Below are 22,375 nucleotides of genomic sequence, written 5' to 3' on the forward strand. Positions count from 1 at the left end.
TTCATTCGATAGGCAGTGAGGTGCATTCTATTTTTTACAGGGCGATCGATAAACACGGATTGGTCGATAAGACCGTTCGGTTTATCTGTTCAAACCCGATACCCCACCCGAACCCCACCCCAATGCCGCCCACCCACAAAAACCGGCGCGGACGCATCCTTCATCAACACAAACTCCCCACCCCCCATATCCCGCCGATACGTCTGCAGCAAAAACCGCTTCGTATGCGAAGCCGCAGCAATCCCGGTGCGATCATCAAACATCCGCCGATTCCGGCAATTCGCCATATTCCAAACAACATCCTCCCGCTGCGCCAAAGAGAACTTCAGATTATGCGTAGGCAAATACCCGCGCAAATCCACAGCAGCACAAAATGCCACCCGCGAATCGAGCTTAAGCAAAGGCTCCTGAATCGCCGGCAACACCCGATCGGTAAACGAAGTAAACCGGGTAACGAACTGCGGCGGATTACTCCCGGCAACCGGCACATAGCGCTGATCGAACAGATCCTCGATCGACACTTCACCCCGCGCGACAGCGCCCTCGAACACCTTGCTCACCGCCGCCGCGGCCCGCTGCACCGCATCGATAAAAAGCGTATCCGCCGTCTCGACGCCCGTCGCGGCCGTCAACTCGATCAACGTCTCCGACACCCCCAGCAGATTCCCCAACCGGTCCTTGGCCTGCGCAAAGTTCTCGCTCGAATCCTCGACACCGCTCGCCATCTCCAGCACCTGCGCCTCGAGCCCATCGCACTGCGTTTCGATCTCGCCAGTCAACGCGGCAATCTCACCCGCCTCGTTGTTCAACTGCGCAATCGCGTCGCCCGTCGCATGCACGACGTCGCCGATCTTGCGCGTGCCTTCACGCACCCGATGCGCCCGCGCGGTATTCACCGATCCTTCGCTAATCAGTTGCTCGGTCTGCTGCGTGAGTTGCGCGAGCGTCTTTTCGATCTGCCCGGTAGCTTGCGCGGTCTTCGCCGACAGGTTCTTCACCTCGGCGGCCACCACCGCGAAACTCTTGCCGGAATCGCCCGCGCGCGCCGCTTCGATCGCGGCGTTCAACGCGAGCAAATGCGTCTGGCGCGCGATCAGCGAAATTTCCTCGGATACCCGGCTCACATGCGCCAACGCGCTGCGTAACGCGCCGATCTGGCTCTCGATCACCGTCACGCCTTCGACCAGTCCGTGAATGTCGGCGAGCGAGGCCTGCAAGGTCTCCTGCGACGCCTGCACACCGGTCGCGGCTTCGGCCGAGACGTTACGCATTTCACGCGCGGCAGTCGCAATGCGATGATTGCCAGCCAGCGTTTGCGCCGCGGATTCGCGCAGCGCGCGGCAGACCTGCGCCTGGCGTTGCACGCGCGCGGCGACTTCCTCGACGTGGCCCGAGACGTCGCAGATCTCAATGCCCAGTTTGCCGGCTTGCGCCGCAATATCGCCGACGACACCCTGTGACTGAGCCGGTCTGCGGAATTTGAAACGCATCATTTACGTCTCCTCGATGGCGCGCGTGGCGCGCTCGGCTTGCGCTGTCATCCATGGCAGATGCAGCGCCTCCTCGATGCGTTTACGGCAGACTTTCAATCGACTTGATACGGGCTATCCCGCAGTCGTTATGATGGGCGGTCAAACCGCCATCCGCAGCCCTAATTTCTTGCCTTCACCCATCATGATCGACTCCTTCGCGCGCGTTTCGGGCTGGCAACAGCTCTATCACCTGTGGGAGCTGATCGTGATGCTCTGCAAGTTCTTGTGGGGGCTGTTGCGTTTTCTCGGCGGAGGGTGACCGGAAGCGGATGAAGTTCAGGCCGGCGCGCGACGACTGTCTTCGTCCATCGAAACATCGGCGCCCGGCGTGCCGAGAAACGCGCGCAGATCGGTCATCACGCGCTCGGGCGCTTCTTCCATCGGAATGTGCCCGAGCCCCGGATACATCACCGATTTAGCGCCCGGAATACGGCTCGCAAACTCGCTCGCGTGCGCGGGCGGAATCCAGCGGTCCCTGGCGCCCCACAGCACCAGCGTGGGCACGTCGAGCGTTCTGAGCGCCTCCGTGTCGACCTCCTTGAAGTCGAGCGTCGGCACCATCTTGCCGATCGCGGTGCGCGCGCCCTCGGCGTGAAAGAAATCGACGTAGCGCCGCATCGTCACCGCGTCGATCTTGCGCGAATCGCCGTACACGTTGCGCACCGCGCTTTTGACAATGACTTCGGGCAGCCACCACGGCGAACTCAGCCGCACCAGCGCGTGATTGAACAGGTCGATGTAAATCGGCAGCTTCATCGGAAAGCCGGCCGAATCGATCAGCACCAGACGTTCGACGGCGTCGCGGTGGCGCACCGCGTAGTCCCACGAAATCAGCCCGCCGAGCGAGTTGCCGATCAAGGTCGCGCGCGCAATGCCGAGCGCCTGCACGAACGTGTCGATGAAGCGACGATAAGTCGGCAGGTTCATCGTGTCGATTTCGCCGGTGCTGGAACGCAGCGGGCCGGTCACGCCGAACGGCGGCAGATCGAGGCGAATCACGCGATGCTCGCGCTTGAGTTCATCGGCGACACGGTTCCACGTATGCAGCGACGACGCGAAACCATGGATCATCACGATCGTGTCGCCGCTGCCTTCGTCGAGGTAGTGCACGTCGGCGCCCATGATCTTGACGAACTGCGAGCCGCTTTGCGTGTAGCGGCGGCGCAATTCATCGCGCGGCACGCTGGTCATGCCCAGGCGCGCGGCGAGCGAGCGCGGCGGTAGCGGCGCGATGGTGGCGGGCGAGGTGGATTCGATGCTTGCCATGATGCTTGTCTCCCTTTGTTGTTCGACTAGTCCGACTGGTTCGAATGCTTTGGATGCTTTGGTTGCCCCGAATGCTTCGAATGCCTCGAATGCCCCGAATGCTTCAAACCGCCCCCGCCCGCGGCCTCAACGCGCGAAGCGATATTCACCCGGCCGCACGCGCCGGGTGCGCTTGCGAAAGCTGAACGTGAACCCCGGCCACAACGCGGTCACCTTGCCGCTCTTCGTCTGATACCAGCTATGGCAGCCGCTGACCCACACCGAGTGCTGCATCTCCTTCTGCAAGCGCGCATTGAAATCGCGCTGCACGTCGAGCCGTAGATTCATCGTGCGTGCTTTGCGCCGGCGCAGTTCGCGCAGACAATCGGCGATGTATTGCACCTGCGACTCGATCATGTAGATCATCGAGTTATGACCGAGCCCGGTGTTCGGGCCGACGATCATGAAAAAATTCGGAAAGTCCGCGACGCTCACGCCGAGGTACGCTTCCGGACCGTCGCGCAGCCACATCGCGCCGAGATCCGCACCGTCGAGACCGGTCACGTCGAACGGCGCGCCGACGTCGTTGACCTGGAAACCCGTGCCGCAGATGATCGCGTCGGCACGATGCAGCACACCGTCTTCGGTCACGATGCCGTCGGCGACGACCTCGCGGATACCGGTCGTGACCACGTCGACGTTCGGTTTGCCGAGCGCCGGATAGTAATCGCTCGACAACAGCACGCGCTTGCAACCGAGCCGGTAGTTCGGCGTGAGTTTGGCGCGCAGCGTGGGGTCCGGTACGCGCCGTTGGAGATAGCTGAGGCCGAACTTCATCGGCATTTTCATCAGCTTCGGATTGACCACGAACGCAATAGCGCGCGATTCGAGTTGCCAGTAAATCGCGCTGCGCACGAAACGCTGCGTGAACGGCAGATGCCGGAACAGCCAGTGCGCGCGCGGGCCGACCGGCTTGTCCGGTTTCGGCATGATCCACGGCGCGGTGCGCTGGAACAGTTCGAGTTGTGCAACGTGCGGCTGGATTTGCGGCACGAACTGGATCGCGCTCGCGCCGGTGCCGATCACCGCGACGCGTTTGCCTTCGAGCGGATACGCGTGGTCCCAGCGCGCCGAATGAAACAGCTTGCCTTCGAACTGGTCGAGCCCGGCGATTTGCGGCATCGCCGGACGCGACAGCGGGCCGCTCGCGGCGATCACCACGTCCGCTTCGAGGGTTTCACGCGTGCCGTGCGCGTCGATCTCGACGTGCCACACCTGGCGGGTTGCATCGAAGCGGGTGGCGGCCACGGGCGCGTTGCAACGTACGTAGCGATCCACGCCGTACTTGCGCGCGCAATGCTTCAGATAGTCGAGAATTTCCGCCTGGCCGCCGAACGCGCGCGACCACGCCGGATTCGGCTCGAACGAAAACGAATAGAGATGCGACGGCACATCGCAAGCTGCGCCGGGATAGGTGTTGTCACGCCACGTACCGCCTATGTCGGCGGCCGCTTCGTACACGGTGAACGACGTAATCCCCATTTTCAGCAGGCGGATCGCCATGCCGATGCCGGCAAAGCCGCTGCCCACGATGGCAATGCGCGGCGCGGCGGAGGAAGTGGAAGAGGCGGGGGTCACGGTGATCTCCAGCATGGAACGAAGTTCCGGAGTCTACACATGTCTACTCCGGTATAACGCGCAGAGTAGACAACTGTACACTTGGCGTCAAGATCGTTTAGAGTACTGCTATTAAACGCGCATGGCGCACAGTGGCTGAAAGCTTATGAACCCCGTCCCCGACGCGGCGAACGCCGCCGACCCAGATCTCGCGGCCGTGCAGGAATTGCCGGCCGGCAAGCGCAAGCTGATCGAAGCCGCGTTGCGGCTCACAGCAGGTGGCCGCAGCTTCGCGAGCCTGGGTCTGCGCGAACTGGCGCGCGAGGCGGGGCTGAATCCCAACACGTTCTACCGTCATTTCGACACGCTCGACGACCTCGCGCGCGAGGCGGTCGAATCGGTGAGCCGGCGCTTACGGCCGATGCTGCGGCGCGAGCGCTGGCTCGCCGCGCACGACGAGCCCCATAGCGTGCCGCGTCGCGCGTGCGTGGCGTTTTTCACGTTCGCGCTGGATAACCGCGAGGCCTTTCTGAGCGCGCTGGCCGAGTATCACGGCACGTCGCCGGCGCTGCGCGAGGCGGTGCGCGCGAATCTCCACGACGTATCGGCGGAAATGGCCGACGACGTCGTGCAGCTGGAACTGATGCCGACGCTCGAGCGCGACACCGTCGACGAAGTCTGCACGCAGATCGTGCTGCAACTGTTTCATCTGTCGGCGGAATATATCGGCGCGGAGGCGGCGCGCCGCGATGCACTGGTCGCGTACGCGGAGCGTTTTATCGTCAGGTTGTTTGCGGGGTCGATATTGCTTGCGCAGCATGAGCCGGGCAGGGCGTCGGCGTCGGTACGCGTGTGAAATCCGCTAGCCGAATAAACCGGCATAAAAAACGGGCTCCTTCATTTGAAGGAGCCCGTTTTTGTTTCAGCTTGCCGCCTGGCTACGTCGCTCAGGTATCGTTCCAGCCGCCGGAGTCGTCGTTGCTGCCCATATCGACGCCACCGCCGCTGTTATCGTTCCAGTCGTTCGAGCCCTGGCCGAAGTCGAGGCCGCCGCCATTGCCGCCGTCGTTGCCGCGGCGGCGTGTTTCGTCGTCGACGATCACGTCGCGCTCAACCACGCGCTCACGCCCGGAGTTCAGCGCTTCGCCGAGCAGCACGCCGGTCAACAGACCGCCCATGCCGCCGCCGAAGCCGCCACCGCCTTGCTGCACAATGACCTGCGGCTGCTGCTGATACGGACCTTGCTGCGGATAGGGCGCTTGCGGCGGATTGCCAAAGCGGTCGGCTTCCTGCGCATACGGCGATTGCTGCGTGGTGGCCGCCGGCGCGGCGTACGGATCGGGCCGGCCGTCTGCGCGTGCGCGCAGGCTGCCGATGCGTTGTTCGAGTTCGTCGAGCTGATACGGCGGCACCGGGTTCTTGCCGTTCGACAGCGTTTCGACGAGGCCGCGCAACTGGTCTTCGGTCGCTTCGACTTCTTTCTCCAGCGCCTCGTGACCTTGCACGGTGGACAGCTTCACGTCGAGCTTCAGCGAACGCACGGCGTTGAGCATCTCGGTAGCGCGCTTCAACTGCACGCGACGATCGTCGTCGGCGCGCGTATCGTCTTGCGAGCGCGCGCGACGCAGCGTCCAGCGCAACACCAGCGCGATCGCGCCGATCAGCAGAATGATGCCGATCCACATGCCCATGCCCGGACCATGCCGTTGCGGCGCTTGCGACATCATCGCCGACTGCTGCTGCACGGCCGGCGCATTCTGCTGCGCGAACGGGTTCGGTGCGGTGGTGTTGCCCGAGTTGCCGCCGGCACGTTCCGCATCTTTACGGATGCGCGCTTCGGTCTGCGCGAAACGGGTCGGGTCGGTGAAGCGGATTTGCGGGTCGAGCGTCTTGGCCTGTTGCACCTGGGCGAGCGCGTCGGCATAACGGCCTTCGCGATCCAGCACCTGGCTGTACAGATAGCGTGCGCGCGCATTGTTCGGATGCGCCTGCAGCACTTCGCTCAGGCCGGCGTCGGCCTGCTGCCAGTTGCCTTGCGACATGGCGGATTCGATCTGCTGAACCGTCGGCACCGCGAAGGCCGCGGCCGAGACGAACAGCAAGGAAGCGAATGCGCCTGCGAGAAATTTTTTCATGGTCGGACCAGGCGCATGGCGCCCGTCTCCTTCAGTCGTTTCTGGTGGCCGGCGGCCGGAAACCCGGCGACCGACTACCAGGCGCTCCGGCGGTTGCATGCGCAACCGCGAGGAGCTACTGCTGACGCAATTACTGAGCCGGCGTATTGATCTGTTTCTTCAATGCTTCGAGACGATCTTCGACGGACGGCCCGCGGTTCAGATCCGAGAGCTTGTCGTCGAGCGCCTTGCCGCTCGTTGCGTCGGCGGAATTCAGACGCGCGTCGGAACGGGCATTCGACAGCGCGACCTTGTCTTCCAGCTTCTGGAAATCCTGCGACAGATTCTTGCCGCCGATGCCGCCCAATGCCGTAGCTGCAACGTCTTTCGCCTGCGCGATCTGTTGCTTGGCTTGCAGAATGTTTGAACGTGCGTTCAGGTCGTTGCGACGGCTGCGCATGTCGTCGATCTGGCTCTTCAACTGCGCGACCGACGGTTCGAGCGTGGTCAGTTCTTTCGCCAGCGCGTCGCGTTCGGCTTCGGCCGTGGCTTGTGCGCCGAGGGCTTCGCGCGCGAGGGCTTCGTCGCCGGATTGCAGCGCGCGCTTCGCGCCGTCTTCGTACTTCTTCGCCTTGTCCGCGGCAACATCGCGCTTGCTTTGCTGCGTGGCCACTTGCGCCTGAATCTCGATCAACGAGTTCTCGGCTTTGGCGATGCTTTCGTCGAGTTCGCGCACGATCTGGCGCGAGTCGCGCGACGGGTCTTGCACGGAATCGGCTGCGTCGTTAAGGAGACCTTTAAGCGTGCGCGAAATGCTGTCGAATAGCGACATGAAAACCTCCAGAGAATGGTGTCGGCGCTGAATAAATCCGCGCGTCCAACTGCTTTTAACTGCTACTTTACGCCGCTGCGCGTGAAGCTGCGCAACGTTCGGACCGGAGTTCGGGGCGTGCTCGCCAATTGCAATAGCAGCGCCGTAAATTGTTCGATCGACGGATCGAATGGCAAACAGTGATTACGGTTAAAACGCGCGGCCAGTGATTCAGCCGCCCGCGGATATTACACCACGGGCTCGCTTAAATCCGCCTTAAAGGGCGCGATGACAGAATCGCGTAGTTTGCGCGCATTGGGTGTCGTCGATGTGAAGCGCTGCGGCTTATATGTGCCGACTTGCAGAGTAGAAGTCTGTTCAGCCAGATGAGATGAGCGACGTGAAAGACGATGCGCATAAGCGGACTAAGACTGGACTGAAGCCGGGCTAACGCTTCTACCTCACACCACAGTGGCCGGCTCACATCGTCAAGCTTGCAATATCGAAAGCTCGCGCGTTTCACCGCGCCCAGCATGACGTCGGATGCACCGCCAATGCGCGATTTGCGATGTCCACTTCGCGCTAAAGCGCTTCGTCAGGCGAAGCGGCCGCCTTCGGTGCTCGGATCGGTACGGGGATCGTCGTCGTCGCGCGAACTGTCGACGCGCGGGCGCTTGAGCACGCTGCGCAGTTGCGCGTCAGCATCGGTCTGCGGCGTGCTCGCGCTTTCAACCGCGGCGGCTTTCGCGGCTGCCACGCGTGCCACGGCTTCCGCGGTGGCCAAGGCTTCTTCGTCGATCTCGGCGGCCAGCGCGGCGGCGACCCCCGCCGGCAACAACGGTGCAGGCTCAGGCGCGGCGGGCTTGCGGGGCACGGCATTCGCATTCGACGGCGCGTTCGCTGCGTCCGCTGTTGCTCCACCTTCCGCCGATGCACCGGTTTCGCTGCCGCCACGCGTTTGCAAGGCCGCCGGCAGCGCCGCGCGCGCGTGGCGCGTGCCGCGCGCGACCCGCTGCAACGCCGCGTCGAGCGCATCCGGCGCGCGCGGGGCGCGCAAGCGGTCGACGATGCTGGCCGCCTTCACCTGTTCGCTGGTGGCGCCGAAGCTCAACACCGCGCGCCGCATCAACTCGCTGACGCTAATGCCCAGATTCTCGGCGGTGGCGGCGATCGCGCGTTTCTGCGCGGTCGTGACGAATACGACGATGCGTTCGCTGGGCTTGTTCATGATCGGCTCGCATACTTGTTGGCATGGGCGGGACGGCTTGGTGGTGCGTCTGATAGTGCGCTTGCTGGTACGTCCGGCAGCGCGCGGGTCCGACGCACGCGCCGAACCCATCATATGACGAGTTGCAACGATGCGGAACGGGCGTGACATGAAAATCCCGTGACATCAACGACTTGTCGCGTTTCCGGCGAGCTTGTCCACAGGCCTTTCAACAGTTTCTGTTGATAACCCCGGCCGTCCGCGCAAGGCGTGGCGGCGTAGGGCGGCAGCGGCGGGCGCGCAAGGAACGCGAAGGGAATTCTTACAAAAAAACTCGCTTCGGCCTGTCTTGATTTCTTTAAAATGCGCTGTTACGTTGCGCCGGACACTGTCCCGGGCGCCGTGCGGCTGGCCGGGGGCATAGGGCCGCGCGGCGGTGTGCGTCCGAGGCCACGGTGCTCGATCACGATCCATGCACGCGCTACGAGCGCGCGCAGAAAGGCGTTCAGTTACGCGCCCACTATTCCAGTCATGCCAATCATCAAACGACCGCATTCTTCCAATTCTCCGGCTGGTGAAGACCGGGACTCCTACCAACGCACTCCAGGACGCAATGCGGCTTCGCGCGAGGCCGAGGGCGACGCGCGCGGCCGCCGTTCGATCGGCTTGACCCTCGTGATCTGGTTCGCCAGCCTGATGGGCACGCTCGCGGTGGTGGGCGCGCTGATCGTCGGCTATGCGCTGGTGGTGATGGGGCCGCAGTTGCCGTCGCTCGACGCGTTGACCGACTATCGTCCGAAAGTGCCGCTGCGGGTCTACACGGCCGACCACGTGCTGATCGGCGAATTCGGCGACGAGCGGCGCAGCATCGTGCGCTTCCAGGACATTCCCGACCAGATGAAGAAAGCGGTGCTCGCGATCGAAGACTATCGCTTCTACGAGCACGGCGGCGTCGACTTTCTGGGCATTCTGCGCGCCGGTTTTGCCGACCTGGCGCACGGCGGCGCCTCGCAGGGCGCGAGCACGATCACCATGCAGGTGGCGCGCAACTTCTTCCTGTCGAGCGAAAAGACCTACACGCGCAAGATCTATGAAATGCTGCTCGCGTACAAGATCGAGCGCGCGCTGACCAAAGACCAGATTCTCGAGCTGTATATGAACCAGATTTATCTGGGCGAGCGCGCGTACGGCTTTGCGTCGGCGGCGCGCGTGTACTTCGGCAAGGATCTGAAGGACATCACGCTGGCGGAATCCGCGATGCTGGCCGGTTTGCCGAAAGCGCCGTCCGCGTATAACCCGGTGGTCAATCCGAAGCGCGCCAAGATCCGTCAGGAGTACATTCTGCGGCGCATGTTCGAGCTGAAATACATCAGCCAGGATCAGTACGATCAGGCGGTGAAGGAAGAGATTCACACCAAGAATCCGGGCAACGAATACAGCGTGCACGCGGAGTACATCGCCGAAATGGTGCGGCAGATGATGTACGCGCAGTACAAGGACGAAACCTATACGCGCGGTCTGAACGTCACCACCACGATCGATTCCGCGGATCAGGACGCCGCGTATCAGGCGGTGCGTAAAGGCGTGATGGACTACGAGCGCCGGCACGGCTATCGCGGACCGGAAGGCTTCGTGCAACTGCCCGAGCCGGGCGACGACCGCGATCAGACGATCGACGACGCGCTCACCGATCACCCCGACAACGGCGAGATCATCGCCGCCGTGGTGACCGACGCGAATCCGAAGCTGGTGAAAGCGCAACTGGTGGACGGCACGCAGGTGGCGATTAGCGGCGACGGGCTGCGCTTCGTCGCGGGCGGCTTGAGCGCGCGCGCCACCGCGGCCACGAAGATCAAGCCGGGTTCGATCGTGCGCCTCATCGCCGACGATAAAGGCAACTGGCAGATCACGCAGTTGCCGCAGGTGGAAGGCGCGCTGGTGTCGCTCACGCCGCAGGACGGCGCGATCCGCGCGCTGGTGGGCGGCTTCGACTTCAACAAGAACAAGTTCAATCACGTGACCCAGGCGTGGCGTCAGCCGGGTTCGAGCTTCAAGCCGTTCATCTATTCGGCGGCGCTGGATAAAGGCCTCGGACCGGCTACGATCATCAACGACGCACCGCTGTACTTCCCGTCGAGCACGCCGGGCGGCGACGCGTGGGAGCCGAAGGACGACGACCAGCCGGACGGTCCGATGCCGATGCGTCTCGCGCTGCAGAAGTCGAAGAACCTGGTGTCGATCCGCATTCTGTCGTTCATCGGCACCAAGTACGCGCAGGACTTCGTCACGCAGCGTTTCGGTTTCGACGCCGACAAGACCCCGCCGTATCTGCCGATGGCGCTCGGCGCGGGCCTCGTCACGCCGTTGCAGTCGGCGGGGGCTTACTCAGTGTTCGCGAACGGCGGCTACCGGATCAATCCGTATCTGATCGCCGAGGTGACGGATGCACGCGGCCAGCCGCTCTCCAAAGCGCAGCCGCTGACGGCCGGGCGCGACGCGCCGCGCACGCTCGAACCGCGTAACGCCTACATCATGAACAGCCTGTTGCATTCGGTGGCGACGGCCGGTACGGGCGCGGGCACCAACGTGCTGCATCGCTCGGACCTGCAGGGCAAGACGGGGACCACCAACGACGCGAAAGACGGCTGGTTCGCAGGCTATCAGCAGTCGCTGGTGGCGGTGGCGTGGATGGGTTACGATCAGCCGAAGAGCCTCGGTAGCCGTGAATTCGGCGCGCAGCTCGCGTTGCCGATCTGGGTCGAGTACATGCAGCGCGCGCTGCGCGGCGTGCCGCAAGCCGAACCCGCGCAGCCTGACGGCGTGACCGCGGTCGACGGCGAGCTGTTCTACACCGACATGACGCCGGGCAACGGTTTCGTCGCCAGCATCGGTCTGGATTCGGCGAACCCGACCGCCGGCGCGAGCGACGCCGTGGGTGGCGTCGGACCGGCGGGCATGACGCCGCCGGCGGTGCCGCCGCCGAACGTGTCGTCGAACGAGAAGAAGCAGATTCTCGATCTGTTCGAATCGAACAAGCCTTGATGTCCCCCACGGGGATTTTCTTAAGGTTGCGTTAAGCGGGCGCGGTCCACGATACGTTGGGCCGCGCACGAAAAATTTTGAAAGATCGTCGAGACGCCTGCCTGGTATGGGTTTCACGGTATTGGGCGGCGCCGTTTCCAGCAGTTTTTGTGCCCGGCATTCGCAGTATGTTTTAATCACGCCTGCGGTGCTTTCATACCGGGTCCTAACGGACTCCCGACGCCTGAGCGGTTTCGGTCTCCAGCACCTCTACGTTTCGCCACGGGCGAAGCGTCCACTTCAGAAAAAACGCGCGGCGCGAGACACGGTTTGACGCACGCGCATGCCACGTCGATCGTCGCGCGCTGTGAGGCCGTGGCGGCCGGCGTGTTCGCCATTTAGCATCCACCAGGTCCACGCCGAGTGAAAAGTCGAATCCTTATCTGTCTGATGACAGGTCTGTTGCGCGTGTTCGCGTTCCTGCCGTATGGCGCCGTTGCGCGGATCGGCACCGGCATCGGCGCCTTGCTGTACCGCATTCCGAGCGCCCGCCGGCGCGTCGTGCACACCAATCTGAAGCTGTGTTTTCCGGACATGAGCGACGACGCGCGCGAACGGCTCGCGCGTGCGCATTTCCGTCACGTGATTCGCAGTTATGTGGAGCGCGGGCCGCAATGGTTCGGCAATGCGCAGGCGCTCGCGCGTCTCGTGGAAGTGGAGAGCGCGATCGATCTGTCCGACATGCAGTCGCACCCGACGATTTTCGTCGGCTTCCATTTCGTGGGCATCGAGGCGGGTTGCATGATGTATTCGACGCGGCATCCGGTGGCGTCGCTTTACACGCCGATGTCCAACCTGCTGCTCGATGGCATGGCGGTGCGCCAGCGGGGCCGTTTCGGCACGGAGATGATTCCGCGTAGCGACAGCGTGCGGCGCGCGTTGCGCGTGCTGCGCGAGGGCAAACCGGTGATGCTGGCGGCCGATATGGACTTCGGTTTGCGCGACTCGGTGTTCGTGCCGTTCTTCGGCGTGCCGGCTTGCACGCTGACTTCCGTGTCGCGCATGGCGCGGGCGGGCAATGCGCGCGTCGTGCCGTTCGTGACGGAAGTGCTGCCGGATTATCGCGGGTACAAGCTGACTATTTTCGACCCGCTGAGTAACTTTCCGTCAGACGACGTGGCCGTCGATGCACGCCGGATTACCGAGTTTCTGGAGACGCAGGTTCGGCGGATTCCTGATCAATATTATTGGGTGCATAAGCGGTTCAAAAACCGGCCGGCGGGAGAGGCGGGGGTTTATTGAGTGTTGGTGGTAAGGGGGCGGCAGCGACTGCGCTGCTGCTTGGGTGCCGCCTTGGTGCCGCTTGACGCGTCCGCGTCGGCAAATGGGTCTCGCACTGAATCCGTTGCGTGCTCAAGTACTTAGTTGGGATCTCCAGGCGTTATCAACAGGGCTGTCAACATTATCTGTGGATAAGTTGTGGGGGTGCGTACTGGACGGTGTGCGGGCTATCGTTCATGTAGGGCCCGGCGTACGTTTCCTACGTCCAATGTAGGCGCCGTGAGAAGCGCACGGTCATCGATGAAATAACGGCAGAAGTTTAAGAATTTTCGCCGCCTCGCGGCGCACGGCTGCTTTTAGCGTACTTGTTCTTCGAACAAGTAAGACTGCTGAAGGACATCTCATGATTGAAGACAGAAGCGTTGCAGCGGAAGTTAACGACAAATTACTCGCTGCGAACCATTCCATTGTTGATGCGCTGAAAGTCGTCGAGCAGCACTGCTCGAAGAATGAGGCGGAGGTGTTTCGTGTTGAAGCTGCGAACGTGGCAGGGCATCTGTTCGCGTTTCTTTTAAGGCCGCTATGGCTGCTTCATCCGGGGCTTGCGCCCGAAGGTCTGTCCACGTCATAAGAGGCGAATGTTTTTGCCATTCGCAGCACGCGACGATATTCATTGCCGGAGGGAGGCGTGGACAAGGAAATCGACAAAGCCACGGCATCGCAAGTCAGCAAGCAACTGATGGACGCGTATCTATCGGTCGAAAACGCGACGCGGATAATTCAGGAACGGTGTTCAAAAGACGAATTCGATGGGTTTCGCGCTGAGGCGGGGAAGGTCGTCGGCGGCCTATACCTTCTTCTTGAACCATTGTGGAGAGCGTATCCAGACCTCGCACCCGAAGGTCTGGACATGACTGCCTCGAAGAAAAAGCCGTAGCAGAGCTGAAGGCGCGTTAAACCGCGCCTTCAGTCGCGACGAGATTTTGTCAGGAGGGTTGATCAACCCGCTCGCCGCGCGCAGTTCCTGTCACAAATCGACCACCGTTGCCCGCATCCGCACCGCCCCCAACAAACCCATTCTCATCAAGCACTTAACCGACTATCCCAGGAGTTATCAACAAGCCTGTCAACACAAACTGGGGATAACTCAGCGAATGTCAGTACGGAATCCCAGGTTTAGTCAGTTGACCGCCGTCACGCTCGACGCCGGAACCAGCGCCGCCGCAGGCGCATTGGCAGAATTAGCAACGCCACCCGCCGCCTCAACCGGCGGATTCCCCATCGCCTGAAACAACGCCGCCGTATCCGTCAACCTTGCGCTGGTATAGCGAATCTCATCGAGCTGCGCATTGCGGAACTGCTGCTCGCTGGAACGCGTCGACGCGATCGGTACCGCACCCAGCCGATACCGTCCCGACGTCTCCTCGAAAATCCCCTGTGCCGAGCGTGCGGCGACATTCGCCGAGTCCAGCGCCTGCGCGTCGTGCTCGAGCGCGGCGAGCGAATCGGCGACATTCTGGAACGCCGCCAACACCGTCTGCTTGTACTGCGAGACCGTCGCGTCGTAGGTATCCACCGCCGCGCGTCGCTGCGCGAACAGCGCCCCGCCGTGGAACAGCGGCTGCGACAACGAAGCCCCCAGACTCCAGATCGCGCCCGCGCCCGAGAGCGCGACCGGCCAGCTAAACCCGCCTTGTCCCATCGATGCGCTCAGCGACAGGCTAGGGAACATCTGCGCCGTCGCGACGCCGACATCGGCCGCGGCGGCCTTCAACGCGGCGTCGGCGGCCTGAATATCGGGCCGCGCGCGCAGCAACTCCGAAGGCACCACCACCGGCACCTGCTGGGGCAACTGCAACTGCGCGAGCGCGAGATCGTCGGGCGCGGCGTCCGGCGTCCGGCCGAGCAGCACGGCCAGCGCATGACGCGTGGTCAACCACTGCTGCCGCAAACCCGGCAAGCTCGCCGACAGGCTCGCCGCGCTTTGTTGCGCGCTCAACTGATCGGCATGCGAGACCGCGCCCAGCACATAGCGCCGCTGCGTATCGCGCGCCTGGTCGTTGGCGAGTGTCACGAGCCGTTCGGTCGTGTCGATCTGCGCACGCAGCGCGGCGCTCGTGATAGCCGCCGTCACGATGTTGGCGGCCAGCGCGCGACGCGCGGCGTCCAGCTGATACGCCTGCACATTCACGCGCGACGCAAGCGCCGCGTCGGCGAGGCGCGAGGCGCCGAACAGGTCGATCGTGTAGTGCGCCTCCAGTTGCCCGATGAAGACGTCGTACAGCATCGTGCTAGGCCCGAACCCGGGAATCGTCAACGCACGATTACGGGTCGCCTGACCACCTGCATCGATGGTCGGCAGCATCGAACTGCCGACCTGCGCGCGCAACTGCTCACGCGCGGCGGCGAGGCTCTTGTCGGTGGCGGCGAGCGTCGGGCTGTTGCGCAAGCCTTCGTCGACCAGCGCATTCAACGCGTCCGACTGATACTGCTTCCACCATTCGGGTACCGGCTTCGCGCCGACCACGAATTGCTGGGTGATGCCTTGCGCGGCCACGGTCTGGGTCGGCTGCGCAGCAGCGCCGTAGTGAGCCGGCTGCGGCATCGCGGGCGGCTTGCCGTTGGGTCCGAACGAACAGGCGGCAAGCGCGAACGTTGCGCTGACCAGCGTGACGATGCGCGGATAGCGGGAGAGGGGGATCGTAGCCATGCTCAATTTCCCGAATGCGCCGTGCCGGACGGTGCCGGTGGCTCGCGTTCGTCGCCGCGCACCCTGAACGAGGCGGCGTACAGCGCGGGCAGATAGAACAGCGTGAGGATGGTCGCGCTCGTAATGCCGCCCATCAGCGCGGTCGCCATCGGACCGAAGAAGTTCGAGCGCAACAGCGGAATCAGCGCGAGCACGGCCGCCGCGGCGGTCAGCGTGATCGGCCGGAAACGCCGCACGGTCGCGCCGACGATCGCGTCGAAACGCTTATGCCCGGACGCAATGTCCTGCTCGATCTGATCGACCAGAATCACCGAGTTGCGCATGATGATGCCGAACATCGCGATCACGCCCAGCATGGCGACGAAGCCGAACGGCTGGCCGAACAGCAGCAGCGTGAAGACCACGCCGATCAGCCCGAGCGGCGCGGTCAGCACCACCATCAGCACGCGCGCGAAGCTCTGCAACTGGATCATCAGCAACACCAGCACGGCAATGATCATGATCGGCATTTGCGCATTGATCGACGTCTGGCCCTTGCCGCTTTCCTCGACCGAGCCGCCGATCTCGATCCGGTAACCGACCGGCAGCGTCGCGCGAATCGAGCTCAACGCCTTGTCGACCGCATGCGTGACGTCGATGCCTTGCGCGCCGGGCGCCACGTCGGACTGCACGGTGATGGTCGGCTGGCGGTCGCGTTCCCAGATCACGCCGTATTCGAGATCGTTGCGCAGATGGCCGAGCGTACCGAGCGGCACCGAACCGTTCGGTGTCGGCATGGCCAGCGTGACGAGCTGCGCGGGATCGACGCGTTCGGCTTTCGGCGCGCGCAGATCGACGCTGATCAGCTTGTCGCGTTCGCGATACTGCGTGACCGTGTAGCCGGACAAGGTCATCGCGAGGAAGCTGGAGATGTCGTCGGAGCTCACGCCCAGTTCGCGCGCTTTCTTCTGGTCGACTTCGAAGCGCACCGAGCGTTCGGCCGGCTCGTCCCAGTCGAACTGGACGTTGCGGGTGCCGCCGTCGGCGCGCAGCGTGGCCGCGACGCGCTCGGCGATCGAACGCACGGTGGCGATGTCGTCGCCGCTCACGCGGAACTGCACCGGATAACCGACCGGTGGCCCGTTCTCGAGACGCGACAGACGCGTGCGGATCGCCGGGAAGTTGTCGCGCAATTCCGGTTCGAGCCACTGCGCGAGCTTCTCGCGTTCTTTCACGGATTTCGCGGTGATCACGAACTGCGCGAAATTCGGCGTCTGCAATTGCTGGTCGAGCGGCAGATAGAAGCGCGGCGCGCCGCTGCCGACGAAGTCCACCGTATGATCGATTTCAGGCCGGCCCACCAGCACTTTTTCGAGCCGCTGAGCTTCCCGCAGCGTCGCCTGGAACGAAGCACCCTCGGGCAGCCGCACGTCGACCAGCAACTCGGGGCGGTCGGAACTCGGGAAGAACTGTTGCGGCACCAGCGTGAAGCCCGCCATCGCCACCATGAACAGTACGACGGTGATCGCCAGCACGATGAAGCGACGCTCGATGCACCAGCTGATCCAGCCGCGCAGCCGCTTGTAGAAGCGCGTGTCGTAGATGTCGTGTTCGTGGTCGTCCGCTTCGTGCGCCAGGCGTTTGCGCTCGGGTAGCATGTGATAGCCGAGCAGCGGAATCAGCACGACTGCTGCAAGCCACGACGCGATCAACGCGATCGCCGACACTTCGAAGATGGACCGCGTGTATTCGCCGGTGCTCGACTTGGCGAGCGCGATCGGCAGGAAGCCGGACACGGTCACGAGCGTGCCGGTCAGCATCGGAAACGCGGTGCTGGTGTACGCATAGGCGGCGGAGCGCGTGCGGTTCCAGCCTTGCTCCAGCTTTACCGACATCATTTCGACGGCGATGATCGCGTCGTCGACCAGCAGCCCGAGCGCAAGCACCAGCGTGCCGAGCGACACCTTGTGCAAGCCGATATCGAACAGATACATGCACAGAGCGGTGACGGCGAGCACGACCGGAATCGAGATCACCACCACCATGCCGGTGCGCACGCCGAGCGACAGCAGACTCACCACCAGCACGATCGCGATCGCTTCGGCCACGGCTTCGAGGAAGTCGTCGACCGATTGCGCGACGGCGTGCGGCATGCTCGACACTTCGACGAGCTGCAGACCGGTGGGCAGCGCGTGGCGCAACTGGATCATCTGACTGTCGAGCGCCTTGCCTAGCTGGATCACGTCGCCGCCGGGCTGCATCGTCACGCCGATGCCGAGCACGGCCTTGCCGCCGGAGCGCATTTGCGTGACGACCGGATCGTCGTAGCCGCGTTTGATCGTGGCGATGTCGCCGAGACGGAACGAACGGTTGTTGATGCGGATCAGCGTGTCGGCGAGCGCGTTGACGTCCTTGAACTGGCCGGTGGGGCGCACGAACACGCGGTCGTCGGTGGTGGTCAGCGTGCCGGCCGCCGAGACGCTGTTCTGCGAATTGATCGCCTGGCCGAGTTGCTGCGGCGAGATGCCCAGACGCGTGAGTTGCGTGTTGGCGATCTCGATGTAGATGTGCTGATCGGGATCGCCGAAGTAATCGACCTTGCCGACGCCCGGCACGCGCAGCAGCACCGTGCGCAACTGGTCCGCGTAGTCGTGCAGTTGCGCGGCGGAAAAGCCGTCGCCTTCGAGCGTGTAGATGTTGGTGTAGACGTCGCCGAACTCGTCGTTGAAGAACGGGCCTTGAATGCCTGGCGGCAGCGTGGCGGCGATATCGCCGACTTTCTTGCGCACCTGATACCAGGTTTCGGGCACGTCCTTGACCGGCGCCGAGTCTTTCATCGAGAAGAACATCAGCGACTCGCCGGGGCGCGAATAGCTGCGCACGAAGTCGATGGCCGGCGTTTCCTGCAATTTACGGCCGATGCGGTCCGTGACCTGCTCCTGCACCTGGCGCGCTGTGGCGCCGGGCCAGAAGGTGCGGATCACCATCACGCGGAACGTGAAGGGCGGGTCTTCGGATTGCGCGAGTTTCGTATAAGCGAGGATACCGAACGCGGTGGCGAGCGCGATCAGGAAGACGACCAGCGCCTGATGGCGCAGCGCCCATGCGGACAGGTTGAAGCGTCCTTCTTCATGCGGGGTGCTCATGAAGCGAAGTCCTCGGGATGCAGCGGCGCGACCACCCGGACTTTTTCGCCGGCGGTCACGGTGTGCACGCCCTGCAGCACGACACGCTCGCCGTCCTTGAGCCCCTGGCCGATCACGATGGTGCGCTCGTTGTAGCGCGTGACCGTGACGCGGCGCAGTTCCAGCACGTTGTCCGCGGCGCGCACGACCCACACGGCCGGCTGTGTGCCGTCGTGGAACAGGGCGGTGGCGGCGACCGTGAAGGCGCTGTTCTGATTCGCGCTGCCGCTGCCGCTGCCGCTGCCGCTGCCGCTGCCGCTGCCGCTGCCATTGCCATTGCCATTGCCATTGCCATTGCCGTTAGCCGGCGCGGCGAGTGCGATATCCGCGGTCATGCCGAGGCGCACGTCCGGGCCGGGGTTCTCGAGCGTGAGCTTGGCGCGATAAGTGCGGCTTTGCGGATCGGCGGCGGGCGAGAGTTCGCGCACCCGCGCGCTGAACTTGCGGCCCGGCAGCGCGGCCAGCGTGACGCTCGCGGTTTGTCCGACCGACAGCGCGGCCAGCGCGCTTTCCGGCACGTCGCAGACCACGTCGACATCACCGCTCCACGCGAGGTTGTAGACGGCCTGGCCGGCGGACACGTTCTGGCCGGTGTCGGCCTGTTCGGCGGTGATCACACCGGCGTGATCCGCACTGAGCGTGGTGTACTGCAACTGGTCTTTCGACAACGCGGCCTGCTGCGCGGCCTGATCGCGCTGCGCGGCCGCCGAGGCGTAAGCATTGGTGGTCTGTTCGAGCTGCGCGGGGGCGATCAGGTTTTCTTTCGCCTGCGCCTGGTCGCGATCGAGTTGCTGCTTCGCGTAGACGAAGCTGTGCTCCGCGGCGGCGAGTTGCGCTTGCGCGCTGGCCGTATTCTTCTGCTGATCGGCCGGGTCGAGGCGGGCGACGATCTGACCGTTCTTCACGACGTCGCCGAGGCGCACGAGCCGCTCGACGATCTTGCCACTCACTCGAAACGACAGCGGCGTCGAATAGCGCGCCTGGACTTCGCCGGGCAGCGACGCCGCCTGTTGGGCATTGCCGTCGGCATGCACCGCCACGGCAACTACCGGACGCGGCGTGCTCGCCGCGACTTCTTTCTTCGAGCACGCCGTCAGCGCGACGACGCCGGCAAGCGCGAGCGCGATGGCGGCGCGCCGCGCGCGCCGGCCATGCCGATGAGACTGCTGGCGCATCGCTGACGATGCGGGGGGACCGGGACGCTTCACAATTACTCCAACAGGAGACAGCGTACGAACACGGCAAGCCGCAGCGGCCCGCCAGCGATAACGCGCATGCCGATTGATGCAACCAGCATACGCAGTTGACTTCGAATGAATGGGCGCATTCTAATACACACCTGTATCTGAATGTAATGGTGAATCGAAATTCTTTTCGGTGCTAGACTTCCGCCCATGAAAAGGCAAAGACTCACTCGCGAGCAAAGCAAAGACCAGACGCGCCTGCGTCTGCTCGATGCCGCGCAAGCGATTTTTATGAAGAAAGGTTTTGTCGCGGCGAGTGTCGAAGACATCGCGGCGGCGGCGGGCTATACACGCGGTGCGTTCTATTCGAACTTCCGCGGCAAGAACGAGCTGTTTCTCGAACTCCTGCGGCGCGATCACGAAGCCATGCAGGGCGGCCTGCAGGCGATCTTCGCGAGCGCGGCGTCGCGTGAGGAAATGGAGGCGCGCGTGCTGCGCTACTACAGCACGCTGCATTGCGAGAACAAGTGTTTCCTGCTGTGGGCGGAGGCCAAGCTGCTGGCGGTGCGCGACGGCCGCTTCCGGATCCGCTTCAACGCATTCATGCACGAGAAGCTGGAACAGTTGGGCGCGTATATTCGCGAGTTCTCGGCGCGGGTCGGCACACCAATGCTGATGACGCCGGAAACGCTGGCGATCGGTTTGATGGGCTTGTGCGACGGCGTGCAGTTCTTCTACACGATCGATCCGCAGAACGTGCCGACGGAGCTGGCTGAGAAAGTGCTGGCGGGATTCTTCGCGCGCGTGGTGTTCGGCCGCGACGCGTGATGGACCGGATGGACGACGCGCGGCAGACGGCGCGGTATGAGAGAGCCCGCTGACGTACGAAGAGGGTCGGCGAGACCGCGCTACGAAGTCAGGCGGCGTACGGGTGGCGTGGCCGCCGCCCGCTGATCAGTTGGTCGGGAATTGCGCGCAGGCGTCGGCAACCGGCGACGAGCAGGCGAACGAATACTGCCCGCTGTAGCGCAAGGCTTCTTCGCCGACGTGCAGGACGACCCGGATATCCGGGCAGCGCTCATACGCGATAAAGGCCGAACAGGCCGCCGCGGACCAGCAAACCAGCGAAAACGCGATTTTTTCCAGAAGCTGAAAACGATGTGTCATAGCGATTAATTTCCTTTCGGGCGCTATGTTACCAGCATCTAAGGGTTTCTACTTACTCCAAATCCGCAATAAAGCTCGCAAAAAGTAGCGGGCACGCCGCGTCAACCTGACCGGATTGTCATGTTCGAGTCAGTGTTGGGACATGATCGGATCGATACAATCGGAAGCGTTGGGCAAACCCGCGCGCGCCTGGTCGCCCGGGTCGACACAGGCGGCCAGAGGTGGCGCCGGCCCGGCTTTACCGAGGCAGGAGTCGTCCCATGAATCAATTGCAATCCATGCGCGTGTTCGTCAAAGTGGCCGATCTCGGCAGTTTCGTCGGCGCGGCCGGCGCGTTGGATCTGTCCACCGCGGTCGTCACGCGTCACGTTGCCGATCTGGAAGCGCGCCTCGGCACGCGGCTGCTCAATCGCACCACGCGCCGTCTGTCGCTGACCGAGTCGGGCAGCACGTATCTGGAGCGTGTGCGGCACATTCTCGACGACCTTGAAGGCGTCGAGCAGATGGTGGTGGCGCGCAATCACGAACCGGTCGGCACCTTGCGGATCGTGGCGCCCGTGGTGTTCGGGCTGCACAGTCTCGCGCCCGTGGTGCAGTCGTACGCGGCGCGCTATCCGGACGTGATGCCGGACGTCACGCTGGCGGATCGTCAGGTGGATCTGGTCGAAGAGGGTTACGACGTCGGCATCATGGTCACGCGGCACATGCGCAGTGCGAGCATCGTTACGCGGCGGCTGACCACCGGCTATATGACGGTCTGCGCGACACCCGCCTATCTGGCGCAGCACGGCACACCGACGCGCCCCGAGCATCTGCTCGGGCATCCGTGTCTGAGTCGGCCGTCCGAGCAGGGCGGCGACGAGCGGGTGTTCACCGGCCCGGAAGGCGAGGTCCGCGTGCGGCCCAGCAATGCGATCGCCGCGAACAACACCGAGATGCTCAGGCAGTTCGCGCTGCTGGGCATGGGCGTCGCGATTCTGCCGAGTTATCTGATTGGCCGCGATCTGGCGTCCGGGCGGCTCGTGCCTTTGCTCGGCGACTACCGGTTGCCGCAGATCGAAATCACGATTGCGTATCCAAGCCGGTTGCACTTGCCGGCGAAGGTGCGAACCTTCATCGATCACCTGGTCGAGTATTTCCAGCCCGGCCAGCCGTCGTCGCGCGATCGGTCGGCAACGGCGTCGGCGTTCGCTGTGACCGCGCTGGATCCCGCACACGATCTGCCGGAGGCGGATTTGCACAGCGAAGCGGTACGTCCGGTGCGCAATGCTGCGCGGACGCGAAGCGCGGCTTCAGTGTCGGCTTCGTCGCCGATCTGATTG

18 protein-coding genes are annotated in these 22,375 nt (G+C 63.6%); 8 read left to right on the forward strand and 10 right to left on the reverse strand.

Features of this window, described 5'->3' with window-relative positions; translation table 11 throughout:
• Window positions 1–89: 89 nt before the first annotated feature.
• Window positions 90–1,493: a methyl-accepting chemotaxis protein gene (locus GGD40_RS00460; protein WP_179742448.1), complete on the reverse strand. Its 1,404-nt coding sequence runs from the start codon at window positions 1,491–1,493 to the stop codon at window positions 90–92.
• Here GGD40_RS00460 and GGD40_RS00465 point away from each other — a divergent pair.
• The gene (locus GGD40_RS00465; RefSeq protein ID WP_179703157.1) at window positions 1,480–1,791 is read left to right on the forward strand and encodes a hypothetical protein; all 312 of its coding nucleotides are present in this window, start codon (window positions 1,480–1,482) and stop codon (window positions 1,789–1,791) included. The two genes, GGD40_RS00460 and GGD40_RS00465, sit on opposite strands and share 14 nt — an antisense overlap.
• A 17-nt stretch (window positions 1,792–1,808) precedes the next feature.
• Here GGD40_RS00465 and GGD40_RS00470 read toward each other — a convergent pair whose 3' ends face one another.
• Window positions 1,809–2,798, reverse strand: coding sequence for an alpha/beta fold hydrolase (locus GGD40_RS00470; RefSeq protein WP_179742449.1), 990 nt, complete (start codon window positions 2,796–2,798; stop codon window positions 1,809–1,811).
• Between the two features lie 126 nt (window positions 2,799–2,924).
• On the reverse strand, window positions 2,925–4,415 hold the full coding sequence (locus GGD40_RS00475; RefSeq protein WP_179744822.1) for a flavin-containing monooxygenase: 1,491 nt from the start codon (window positions 4,413–4,415) through the stop codon (window positions 2,925–2,927).
• Between the two features lie 145 nt (window positions 4,416–4,560).
• On the opposite strand from GGD40_RS00475, the gene GGD40_RS00480 reads away from it, so the two are divergent.
• Window positions 4,561–5,250: a TetR family transcriptional regulator gene (locus tag GGD40_RS00480; RefSeq protein ID WP_179742450.1), complete on the forward strand. Its 690-nt coding sequence runs from the start codon at window positions 4,561–4,563 to the stop codon at window positions 5,248–5,250.
• 91 nt (window positions 5,251–5,341) lie between these two features.
• On the opposite strand, the gene GGD40_RS00485 is transcribed toward GGD40_RS00480, so the two are convergent.
• The 3 genes from GGD40_RS00485 to GGD40_RS00495 all read right to left on the reverse strand — a co-directional run bounded on the left by GGD40_RS00485 (window position 5,342) and on the right by GGD40_RS00495 (window position 8,547).
• Window positions 5,342–6,529 (reverse strand): tetratricopeptide repeat protein, encoded by a 1,188-nt coding sequence (locus GGD40_RS00485; RefSeq protein ID WP_179742451.1) that lies wholly within the window; start codon window positions 6,527–6,529, stop codon window positions 5,342–5,344.
• A 130-nt stretch (window positions 6,530–6,659) separates the two neighbouring features.
• On the reverse strand, window positions 6,660–7,340 hold the full coding sequence (locus GGD40_RS00490; protein WP_179704013.1) for a PspA/IM30 family protein: 681 nt from the start codon (window positions 7,338–7,340) through the stop codon (window positions 6,660–6,662).
• Window positions 7,341–7,914: 574 nt separating this feature from the next.
• The gene (locus GGD40_RS00495) at window positions 7,915–8,547 is read right to left on the reverse strand and encodes a hypothetical protein (protein ID WP_179742452.1); all 633 of its coding nucleotides are present in this window, start codon (window positions 8,545–8,547) and stop codon (window positions 7,915–7,917) included.
• Window positions 8,548–9,057: 510 nt separating this feature from the next.
• Here GGD40_RS00495 and GGD40_RS00500 point away from each other — a divergent pair.
• The 4 genes from GGD40_RS00500 to GGD40_RS00515 all read left to right on the forward strand — a co-directional run bounded on the left by GGD40_RS00500 (window position 9,058) and on the right by GGD40_RS00515 (window position 13,765).
• Window positions 9,058–11,568 (forward strand): penicillin-binding protein 1A, encoded by a 2,511-nt coding sequence (locus tag GGD40_RS00500; protein WP_179704015.1) that lies wholly within the window; start codon window positions 9,058–9,060, stop codon window positions 11,566–11,568.
• Between the two features lie 402 nt (window positions 11,569–11,970).
• Window positions 11,971–12,849 (forward strand): lipid A biosynthesis lauroyl acyltransferase, encoded by an 879-nt coding sequence (locus GGD40_RS00505; RefSeq protein WP_179704016.1) that lies wholly within the window; start codon window positions 11,971–11,973, stop codon window positions 12,847–12,849.
• Window positions 12,850–13,231: 382 nt separating this feature from the next.
• Window positions 13,232–13,459 carry a hypothetical protein gene (locus tag GGD40_RS00510; protein WP_179742453.1) on the forward strand — a complete coding sequence of 76 codons (228 nt, stop codon included), beginning with the start codon at window positions 13,232–13,234 and terminating at the stop codon, window positions 13,457–13,459.
• A gap of 57 nt (window positions 13,460–13,516) precedes the next feature.
• Window positions 13,517–13,765 carry a hypothetical protein gene (locus GGD40_RS00515; protein ID WP_179742454.1) on the forward strand — a complete coding sequence of 83 codons (249 nt, stop codon included), beginning with the start codon at window positions 13,517–13,519 and terminating at the stop codon, window positions 13,763–13,765.
• Window positions 13,766–14,008: 243 nt separating this feature from the next.
• Here the strand turns inward: GGD40_RS00515 and GGD40_RS00520 are convergent, their stop codons facing one another.
• From GGD40_RS00520 to GGD40_RS00530, 3 genes are read right to left on the reverse strand one after another with little or no spacing between them, the layout of a single operon-like run.
• Window positions 14,009–15,538 carry an efflux transporter outer membrane subunit gene (locus tag GGD40_RS00520; protein ID WP_179742455.1) on the reverse strand — a complete coding sequence of 510 codons (1,530 nt, stop codon included), beginning with the start codon at window positions 15,536–15,538 and terminating at the stop codon, window positions 14,009–14,011.
• Between the two features lie 2 nt (window positions 15,539–15,540).
• The gene (locus GGD40_RS00525) at window positions 15,541–18,663 is read right to left on the reverse strand and encodes an efflux RND transporter permease subunit (protein ID WP_179742456.1); all 3,123 of its coding nucleotides are present in this window, start codon (window positions 18,661–18,663) and stop codon (window positions 15,541–15,543) included.
• Window positions 18,660–19,877 (reverse strand): efflux RND transporter periplasmic adaptor subunit, encoded by a 1,218-nt coding sequence (locus GGD40_RS00530; protein WP_179742457.1) that lies wholly within the window; start codon window positions 19,875–19,877, stop codon window positions 18,660–18,662. Before GGD40_RS00530 ends, GGD40_RS00525 begins: the two co-directional genes overlap by 4 nt.
• 219 nt (window positions 19,878–20,096) lie before the next feature.
• Between GGD40_RS00530 and GGD40_RS00535 the strand changes: the two genes are divergently transcribed.
• Window positions 20,097–20,714 (forward strand): TetR/AcrR family transcriptional regulator, encoded by a 618-nt coding sequence (locus GGD40_RS00535; RefSeq protein ID WP_105510697.1) that lies wholly within the window; start codon window positions 20,097–20,099, stop codon window positions 20,712–20,714.
• A 126-nt stretch (window positions 20,715–20,840) separates the two neighbouring features.
• Here GGD40_RS00535 and GGD40_RS00540 read toward each other — a convergent pair whose 3' ends face one another.
• Window positions 20,841–21,053 carry a hypothetical protein gene (locus tag GGD40_RS00540; protein WP_035545882.1) on the reverse strand — a complete coding sequence of 71 codons (213 nt, stop codon included), beginning with the start codon at window positions 21,051–21,053 and terminating at the stop codon, window positions 20,841–20,843.
• Between the two features lie 260 nt (window positions 21,054–21,313).
• On the opposite strand from GGD40_RS00540, the gene GGD40_RS00545 reads away from it, so the two are divergent.
• Entirely contained in the window at window positions 21,314–22,372 is a 1,059-nt protein-coding gene (locus tag GGD40_RS00545) for a LysR family transcriptional regulator (protein ID WP_179704022.1), read from the forward strand.
• Window positions 22,373–22,375 lie beyond the last annotated feature (3 nt).

It is taken from the genome of Paraburkholderia bryophila (assembly GCF_013409255.1).
Lineage (GTDB): Bacteria > Pseudomonadota > Gammaproteobacteria > Burkholderiales > Burkholderiaceae > Paraburkholderia.